This window comes from Pseudomonas sp. SWRI51, from assembly GCF_014268825.1.
Taxonomy (GTDB): Bacteria; Pseudomonadota; Gammaproteobacteria; order Pseudomonadales; family Pseudomonadaceae; genus Aquipseudomonas; species Aquipseudomonas farsensis.
Window position 1 is genome coordinate 19091 of sequence record NZ_JABWRG010000067.1, and the last position, 8306, is coordinate 27396.

Genomic DNA, 8306 nt, shown 5'->3' on the forward strand with positions numbered 1-8306 from the left:
CTGCTCCGCTCAGTTTTTTTCCAGAGGCATGAACCACAAGCGCCCCAGGCCACGCCAGGTCTTGCGCGTAAAGGCGCTGAACGGAATCTGCGCAAGCAGTTCACGGGCCAAGGCGCGGTCACGGTTGGCGGTCTTGAGGAACATCGAGTTCAGCGCCTTGTACTTGACCTCTTCATAGCGAGGGTGGTCGCTGAACAGGGCATAGGTGCGCAGGATATTGTCGATCATGAAACGGTGGTTCTTGTACGAGTTGGTGGCGTGCTTGCGATAGCGCGCCATCACCACGCTCAACCCGTCGATGAAGTAACCCGCGTGGGTGACCTTCAACTCGATGAGCAAGTCTTCAAGGCGGATGCGCGGGTCGAAGCCGCCGACCTTTTCCAGGGCCTCGCGGCGGAACAGCAAGGTAGGGGCCGGCGGATAGGGCTTGCGCTCAAGGAACATGTCGTCGAAATCCAGGCGCCGGAACGGCACATCCCGGCGCTGCCGAGCCTCGGGGAACAACGCGCCGTCGGAATCGATCAATTCGATGTTGCCGGCGCAGATGCCCACCTCGGGCTTGTCGGCCATGTACTCGACCTGAATGGCGATGCGGTCCGGCATCATGATGTCGTCGGAACCGAACGGTGCGATCAGGCTGCCCTGGGCGCGGGCAATGGCCTCGTTGAGAGTGTGCGTAAGGCCCATGTTCTTCTGCACGCGAAAATCGAAGCCGTGCACGGCCTGCAGCCGCTGGATACGTTCGACGCTGTCGTCACTGGAGCCATCATCGACCACCAGCAATTCGATATTGCTGTAGGTCTGGTTGATGACACTGAGGATGCTTTCCTCAATGTAGGGCCCGTGGTTGTACGATGCGATGATCACCGTGACCAACGGTTGGGTAACACTCATGACAGCTCCTTCGGTGCAGCGTGCAGGCCTGACTCGATCAGCGCCAGATAGCGCTGGCGGAACTCTTCGATGTCGTGCTCATGCTTGAGGTAGTGGTAGGCCTGCTCGCCCTTGGCACGCAGAGATGCCGGGTCGAGGGCCAGGTAGGTGTCCAGCGCTGCGGTCAAGCCGGCCACATCGGCAGGCGCCACCGGTAGCCCGCCGGCACCTTCGATCAGCGGCAACATGGCAGGGACGCTGGAGGCGATAACCGGCAGATGGCCACTCATCCCTTCCAGCAATGCCAGACCAAGGCCTTCGGCCAACGACGGCATGGTCCAGATATCGAACGCGCGCACATATTGCAGGGCATTTTCCCTGAACCCCAGCAAATGGGCGCGCCCCGCCAGGCCGGCTTGCTCGATCTGCTGCTGCAACCGCGCCTGCTCTCGACCTGCGCCAATGATCGCCAGGTGAGTATCAGGGTACTTGTCCTTGAGCGCGGCAAACGCCTCGATCAGGTACGTGTGCCCCTTGATCGGCACCAGCCGCCCCAATGCCCCGATCAGGCGCACGTCGGCAGGCAGGCCCAGCTGTTGCCTGGCAGTCGGACGATCCAGTTGCAACGCCTCAGCCTGCTCGATATCGATGGCATTGGTGATGCCATGGGTGTTTTCAGCGGTGAAACCACAGTCGAGGTCGATCAGGTACTGCCTGACCGCAGGAGACACACCCACGAACTGCCAACGCTGATCGATCAGGCGCTGGGCCTGACGCCGACGGTAGACACGGTCGTACTCGCCGAACCCGTGGGAAATGCCGATACACAGCGGCACCTTCAGCCAGCGGTTGAGCTGCAGCAGCATGTTCACCGGCTTGAAGCGGTTGCAGATCACCACATCGAACTTTTCCCGCCGGCAAAACTGAAACAGCTGCCAGGAAGCCCTCAGGCGCATGCCCTTGAGGGCCTTGTCGGAAAACTCGAAATACACCGAACGGTCGGCACGGCTCACCGCATCGAGCGGGCCAGGGCGCCCTTTGAGGAAGGCCATGGTGGTTTCGAAACGATCAGCCGGCAGCGCCTTGAAAATCTGCTCGGCCAGGTCGGCGAAATCGTGGTGCTTGATGTTGTAGTCAGGCTGCAATTGCAGGACCTTGAAACGCTGCTTCATAGTTCTTCCTGATGAAACCCGTTCTCGCTGATGACCCAGGCGCTGGCGCCCGCGACTTGCTGCAGGTGTTGCGGGTCAGGCTTGAGGTTGGCCCATTCGTTGCGCTTCCAGCAAACAAAATGGAAGTACGGAAACTCCTGCTTGCCATCCAGATCATTGGTCAAGCGCCCGCCGCGCCAGAACCAGCGCCGCGGGAAGTTCGACGTGCCATCCTGCCACGCAATACAGCCGCCAGGGGTGCTGAACGCTTCCTTGAACTCACTGCGCCGACGCAGCGGGTACAGCTTGCCCAGCAGGTTGAACACAGGCTTGGGGAAGTTCTTGTGGCGCAGGAACACGCGGGTGAACGCGCCTTCATCCAGCGCGTGGTGCACCTGGTCGGTGAGCCGCCGGCGCCAGTCTTTCATGCGCATGAACAGCGAACGCTTGCACGGCGTGTTGCGCATCAGGCACAGGTGGCCAGCTACGCGGCGCTCGTGGGTGGAGAAGAAATCGTGGCGGGCCAGCCGCTCATTGGTGAAATACCCGCGCAGGTCGCCGTAGATCAGGTCGATGTCGCCGAACGCCCAAAAGTCATAGCCCTGCAGCCGGTCTTCATGGATGTAACCCAAGGCAGGCTTGAGGTCGCAGAGCTTGTAGGCCTGCGCGGGGGCGAAATCGATACCCAGACGTGCCGAGACCAATTGGCAGTAATCGGTGTAGCTGATGGCTTCGATGCGCACGTTGGCCGGCAGGTTGGCAGGCACGCCGCAGTCGCTGAACAGCAGCCAGTCGATGTCGGCGTTACGCCGGCAGCTTTCCAGAAACAGCGGCATCCAGAACGGCCATTGCCCGAAATAGGGAATGATGAACAGTATGCGTGGATTCGACGTTTTCAATAGAAACTCACCTAGGATGCAATCCTTACATCAGCTTTCGTGATTCAGTATCCAGAACAGCTCGTGTCGGCGTACTGCCTTGCGGAAGAACTCGTTCTCACCGTACGGCGAGCCACGACGCCCGGCAAGCCAGCGCTGGATAGCACGGCGCAAACGACGCTTGAACGGCTGCGGTGGCTGTAGATCGTGCATCATACCCAGCGCCATCGCCTTGTCGTGCTGGCGTGGCAGATCAAGTGACAGGCTGCAAGGGGCCCAGTCGCCCTGCTCATCCAGCATCGGCGGCAAGGCAATGCCTGCGCCGCTGTCGCCCATGGGCCACCGGTCGTTGTCATGCAGGTGGTTGGCGTAACCCAGCATCAGTTCAGGCTGCCAGTCCAGGCCTTGCAGCGCCTCGACCAGCGCCTGCCGAGCACAGACATGGTCCGGGTGCGGGTCTAGCGTGGGGTGCGGCATCACGATCACCTGGGGCCGGGCCTTCAGCAGCAGCGCGCGCAGGTCGGCCAACAGGTTGTTCCAGGTTGGCAGGCCGTCGTCACCGGGCAATTGCAGGCTGTTCAAGGCGCGAAATGGCCGGGTGTCGCAAAGGTCAGCCTCACGCGAGCCGATTGGCTGGTCGGGCGCGTCACGCATCGCCTGCAGCTGCAAGCAGAAGTAGCCCAGCTGTGCGCAGCGCTCCTGCGCCACGCCCGCCCAACGGGGTACTGCCAGGCTGTCCCATGCGCGCAGCCGGCCTTTCAGGCGGGCCGCTTGCGCTCGCCCAAGGCCCATCTGCTGATAATGCTCGGCTTCGATTTCACCCGCGGTGAGGGTGACGATCCACGCCTCGGCGGCCTGGCTGTATAGGCCATAGGCGGCGATTTCGGCATCGTCGGCGTGCGGAGCGATGACCATGACCCGCTTGCTGAGCAGGTCGGGCTGGCGCAGCACCCACAGCCGTGGCTCGCCGACCAGCCGGCAGAAGCGGCCGCGCACAGCCAGGCTGCCATCGCACAGCGCAGGCGCCAGGCCACTTAGGTTGAGAAAGCGCTTGCCGCGTACGCCGCGCTCGAAGACCTGCAGGTCATGCCCCCCGGCGCAGCTCAGGCGCACACCCGGGTCTAGCAGCCGCCCAAGCCAGGCGCAACGAAGGGTGACCTGCAAGACCAGGGTTTCATCACCGCCAAGTTGCAGGCCAGGCGCCTGCAGATGCCCATCCACCCACGCCACGCCAACCTGTTCGCTGCCTGCCGGGAAGCGATAGGCATAGTCCTGAGTGGCGGCGTAGAACAGGTGGTCAGCGAACCACGCCTCGTGGGCGACCCACAGCAGCGGCAGCAACAGCAGGGGCAACCACCACCAGGTCGCCGCTCCGATCAGCACCAGCGCAACCAACCCCACCAGCACGCCGATGCGCTTGTTACGCCGATGGCGCCTGAGCAGCGCCTGCTTGCGATTCATGACTGGAACACTGGCACTGGATGGCACCAGCGCTCTTTGTACTCGCGGTCGGCACGGCCGAACGAGAAGCGCAGGGCCTTGCCCCGCGCGTGGGCGTCTTCCCAAGCGGCCTGCGTGTTCAGGAAACTCAACACGCTGCCAGGGCTGAAGGCGCGAGTCTCGGGGTCTACACCCCCATTGACGTACTCCACGCTGATCCACTCTGGGGCTTCAACTCGGTAAACCAGTTGAATCGCAATCGGCGCGTCTTCGAGAAACACCACCGAACCGATCAGCAACGACTGCAACGCCTCAAGCACCTCCGCCAGCCGCTCGCCACCCACCGCAGGAAAGCCCCAGCGGCGCTGAAACAGGTCGCAATACATGCTGGCAATCTGCGCTGGCGCAAACTCGCTGACCGGTCGCACCACGCCCCCGGCCTCCTCCAGCAGGCGCAACTCGCGGCGCTGGTTGTAACGGAATTTCTTCGAAAGCGCCTCGTGCGGGCGCGCCATGGCCAGTTGCTCAGGCTGGGGCCGGAGCCCGGCGAAGCGGCCCTCGCTCAGCTCGCAGAGGTAGCGCCCAGCATGGCGTAGCGGCGCCCCTGCACCCGTTGCGGCAGGCAGAATGATCTCGGCGTTGCCCAGGTCGAACAGGCCTTTCTTGCCATGACGCTTGAGGACGTCCTTGGACAGCGCGATATGCCGCCCCCAAACGGGTACTGCGGCCTGCAATTCACCGTTTTGCGACCAACCCAGGTAGCGCACCGGAATCTGCGCAAGCTCGGCAAGCGTCTCGATCACCAGCGGATGGGTGGCGACACTGCCGCCAAAACGATCCCACGCCTGGCGATAGGCAAGCGCATCGATCACCTGCCAGCCGCGTTCGCGCCAGGCTTGAAGGTAATTGAGCATCAGGCCTGCGCTCCCAGTTCACGCACATGCGGCAACTGCCAGAAGGTGTCACGTACCGCCTGATCGCTGAACCGCTCATTGAGCCGCTGCAGCATGTGCTGCGCGCAGGCTGTGCGTTGCTCATCGGCCAACCCGGCCAAGTGCTGCAGGCCTTGGGCCAACTGCGCTGCGTCGCCCAGCGGGAACAGCACGCCGACGCCTTCAACCACCTCGCGGGCACCGCCGCAGGCCGTAGCCAGCACTGGCACGCCAGCAACCATGGCTTCGAGCAGAACCATGCCGAACGGCTCGTGATCCGAGCTCAAGGCGAACACGTCGAAAGCCTGGAAGTACCGCCGCGCATCCGCTACCTGGCCGACGAAATCCACACTGGAATCGATGCCAAGTTCTGCGGCAAGTGCTTTGAGCCTGGCCTCAAGGTGCCCCTTGCCAAGAATGGCCAGGCGAGCACCGCTGGGTAGCCCGGGCAATGCCTGGGCAAAACCACGCAGCAAAGTTGCCTGGTCCTTGTCCGGGTGCAGGCGGCCGACGTTGCCGACCACCCACGCCTGCGCCGGCAGGCCCAACGCTTCACGCGCCTGCGCACGCGGCACAAGGCTGGCCTTGAGCGCCTGCACATCGATGCGGTTGTAGAGGGTCTGGATACGCTCGGCAGGCCACTGCGCCAGGCAACGGCGCATGTCGTCGCGCACCGCATCGGAAACACCGAGCAGGCTCAGGCGCTTGCGAAACAGGTTGGCGAACAGCTGCCGGCCTTTGCGCGCGTAGTCCCCGAAGGCGTGGTGCACCCCGATTACCTGCAGTTTGGTAGCCAGCAAGGCGACGTAGATCGGCTTGGCACGGTGGGCGATGCAGAAGCTGAAATGACGCTGCGCGGCAATTTTGCGCAGCGCGGCAATCGCCCCCAGCTTGAGGCCGCGCACAGCGGCCGAGCTGAACTGCATGAACAGCACTTCGTCGCTGGCGCAGCCTGCGGCTACCTGTGGGTCCGCGGCGCCGGTCAGGAACACGGTGGTGACCTTGTAGCCGCTACCCTGGAACAGGCTGGCATATTGACGGGCGCAGTCGAGAAACGGCCCGTCATAGCTATGACAGAACTGCAAGACCCGCGCTTCAGAGCGGTTGGTCATAAGCCGCCGCGCCGTCCTTGACTACCAGGATGTCTTCCATGATCAGGTATTGCAGGTCCGAGCCGAAGAACATGTTCAGCGCGTCGGTAGGCGAGCAGATCATCGGCTCGCCACGGCGGTTCAGCGAGGTGTTCAGCGACACACCGTTGCCGGTCAGCACTTCCAGCGCTTTCATCATGTCGTAGTAGCGCGGGTTGTACTCGCGCTTGAGCACCTGGGCGCGGGACGTGCCGTCTTCGTGAACCACTTCGGGCACACGGGTTTTCCATTCTTCGGACACTTCGAAGGTGAAGGTCATGAACGGGGCCGGGTGATCGATCTTGATCATCTGCGGCGCGACGGTGTCGAGCATCGACGGGCAGAAAGGCCTCCAACGCTCGCGGAACTTGATCTGGTGGTTGATGCGGTCGGCTACGCCGGCAACGCTTGGGCAGCCGATGATCGAACGACCACCCAGCGCACGCGGGCCGAACTCCATGCGGCCCTGGAACCAGGCCACCGGGTTGCCATCGACCATGATCTTGGCGATTTGCTCCGGCATGTTGTCGAGCTTGCGCCATTTTGGCTGGCTCGGGTGACGGGCGCAGGCCGCGATCACGTCTTCGTTGGAGTACGCAGGGCCGAGGTAGACGTGTTCCATCTTCTCGACCGGCACGCCACGGGCGTGGGACACATAGGCCGCAGCACCCACCGCGGTCCCGGCGTCGCCGGAAGCCGGCTGGACGAACAGCTCCTTGACGTCCGGGCGGGCGATGATCTTCTGGTTCAGCTTGACGTTCAACGCGCAGCCGCCGGCGAAGGCCAGCTTGCCGGTTTCGCGCAGGGTGTCGCCCAGGTAATGGTCGATCATCTGCAGGGCGAGCTTTTCGAACAGCGCCTGCATGCTGGCGGCGTAATGGATGTACGGCTCGTCAGCGATGTCGCCTTCGCGTTTCGGGCCCAGCCACTCGATCAGCTTGGGCGAGAAGTAGAAGCCCTTGCCCTTCTCTTTATAGCGGCGCAGGCCAATCACGTTGGCGTACTCGGTGTTGATCACCAGTTCGCCGTTTTCAAAGCTGGCCAGGCGCGAGAAGTCGTATTTGCTGGCATCGCCGTAGGGCGCCATGCCCATGACCTTGAATTCGCCGTCGAGCATCTCGAAACCGAGAAACTCGGTGATAGCACCGTACAGGCCGCCGAGCGAGTCAGGGTCGAAGAATTCCTTGATCTTGTGGATCTTGCCGTTTTCGCCGTAGCCGAAGAAGGTCGTGGCGTACTCGCCCTTGCCATCGATGCCCAGGATTGCGGTCTTTTCCTTGAAGCCCGAGCAGTGGTACGCGCTGGAGGCGTGGGCCAAGTGGTGCTCGACCGGCTCGATCTTGACTTTTTTCGGGTCAAAGCCCAGTTGCTCAAGGCACCAGACAATCTTGTTGCGGTAGCGCTTATAACGGCGGTTACCCATCAGCAACGCATCAAGGGCGCGGTCCGGGGCGTACCAGTAGCGCTTGGCATAGTGCCAGCGCGCCTTGCCGAACAGGCTGATCGGGGCGAACGGAATGGCCACCACGTCAACGTCGGACGGCTTGATGCCGGCCTGCTCAAGGCAGAACTTTGCCGACTCGTAAGGCATGCGGTTCTTCGCATGTTTGTCACGCACGAAGCGCTCTTCTTCGGCGGCGGCAATCAGTTTGCCGTCGATGTACAGGGCCGCGGAAGGGTCATGGCTAAGGGCGCCGGACAGGCCAAGAATCGTCAGTGCCAAGGGTCTAGCCTCTCAATTCGATAGAAGTGCGCCACCGGCCTCTGGGGTGGGTGACGGCTAAAGGGGCGGGATTATAACGCAAACATCGCCGGGCGCGATGAACAGACGCAGGAGCGGGCTTGCCCCGCGATGGCGGCATCTGCAGCACCATCGCGGGGCAAGCCCGCTCCCACATAGCT

General features: G+C 62.8%; 7 protein-coding genes. All 7 read right to left on the reverse strand.

The window, feature by feature from the left end:
* Positions 1-9 precede the first annotated feature (9 nt).
* Genes HU720_RS17540 through HU720_RS17570 form a run of 7 tightly spaced genes read right to left on the reverse strand, consistent with a single transcriptional unit; the run spans position 10 to position 8127 of the window.
* Positions 10-894, reverse strand: a complete 885-nt coding sequence (locus HU720_RS17540) for a glycosyltransferase (protein ID WP_186521204.1) — start codon at positions 892-894, stop codon at positions 10-12.
* Positions 891-2045, reverse strand: coding sequence for a glycosyltransferase (locus tag HU720_RS17545; RefSeq protein WP_186521205.1), 1155 nt, complete (start codon positions 2043-2045; stop codon positions 891-893). The genes HU720_RS17540 and HU720_RS17545 overlap by 4 nt, the downstream gene beginning before the upstream one ends.
* Positions 2042-2923 carry a DUF6625 family protein gene (locus tag HU720_RS17550; RefSeq protein WP_186521206.1) on the reverse strand — a complete coding sequence of 294 codons (882 nt, stop codon included), beginning with the start codon at positions 2921-2923 and terminating at the stop codon, positions 2042-2044. The genes HU720_RS17545 and HU720_RS17550 overlap by 4 nt, the downstream gene beginning before the upstream one ends.
* A 30-nt stretch (positions 2924-2953) precedes the next feature.
* Entirely contained in the window at positions 2954-4363 is a 1410-nt protein-coding gene (locus HU720_RS17555; RefSeq protein WP_186521207.1) for a PIG-L family deacetylase, read from the reverse strand.
* Positions 4360-5256, reverse strand: a complete 897-nt coding sequence (locus tag HU720_RS17560; protein WP_186521208.1) for a GNAT family N-acetyltransferase — start codon at positions 5254-5256, stop codon at positions 4360-4362. The genes HU720_RS17555 and HU720_RS17560 overlap by 4 nt, the downstream gene beginning before the upstream one ends.
* Positions 5256-6386, reverse strand: coding sequence for a glycosyltransferase (locus HU720_RS17565; RefSeq protein ID WP_186521209.1), 1131 nt, complete (start codon positions 6384-6386; stop codon positions 5256-5258). The genes HU720_RS17560 and HU720_RS17565 overlap by 1 nt, the downstream gene beginning before the upstream one ends.
* Positions 6370-8127 (reverse strand): carbamoyltransferase, encoded by a 1758-nt coding sequence (locus HU720_RS17570; RefSeq protein WP_186521210.1) that lies wholly within the window; start codon positions 8125-8127, stop codon positions 6370-6372. The genes HU720_RS17565 and HU720_RS17570 overlap by 17 nt, the downstream gene beginning before the upstream one ends.
* Positions 8128-8306: the final 179 nt, after the last annotated feature.

Coding starts and splice junctions, on each gene's coding strand:
- HU720_RS17540 (WP_186521204.1), bottom strand. CDS start 894: ATGAGTGTTACCCAACCGTTGGTCACGGTGATCATCGCATCGTACAAC.
- HU720_RS17545 (WP_186521205.1), bottom strand. CDS start 2,045: ATGAAGCAGCGTTTCAAGGTCCTGCAATTGCAGCCTGACTACAACATC.
- HU720_RS17555 (WP_186521207.1), bottom strand. CDS start 4,363: ATGAATCGCAAGCAGGCGCTGCTCAGGCGCCATCGGCGTAACAAGCGC.
- HU720_RS17560 (WP_186521208.1), bottom strand. CDS start 5,256: ATGCTCAATTACCTTCAAGCCTGGCGCGAACGCGGCTGGCAGGTGATC.
- HU720_RS17565 (WP_186521209.1), bottom strand. CDS start 6,386: ATGACCAACCGCTCTGAAGCGCGGGTCTTGCAGTTCTGTCATAGCTAT.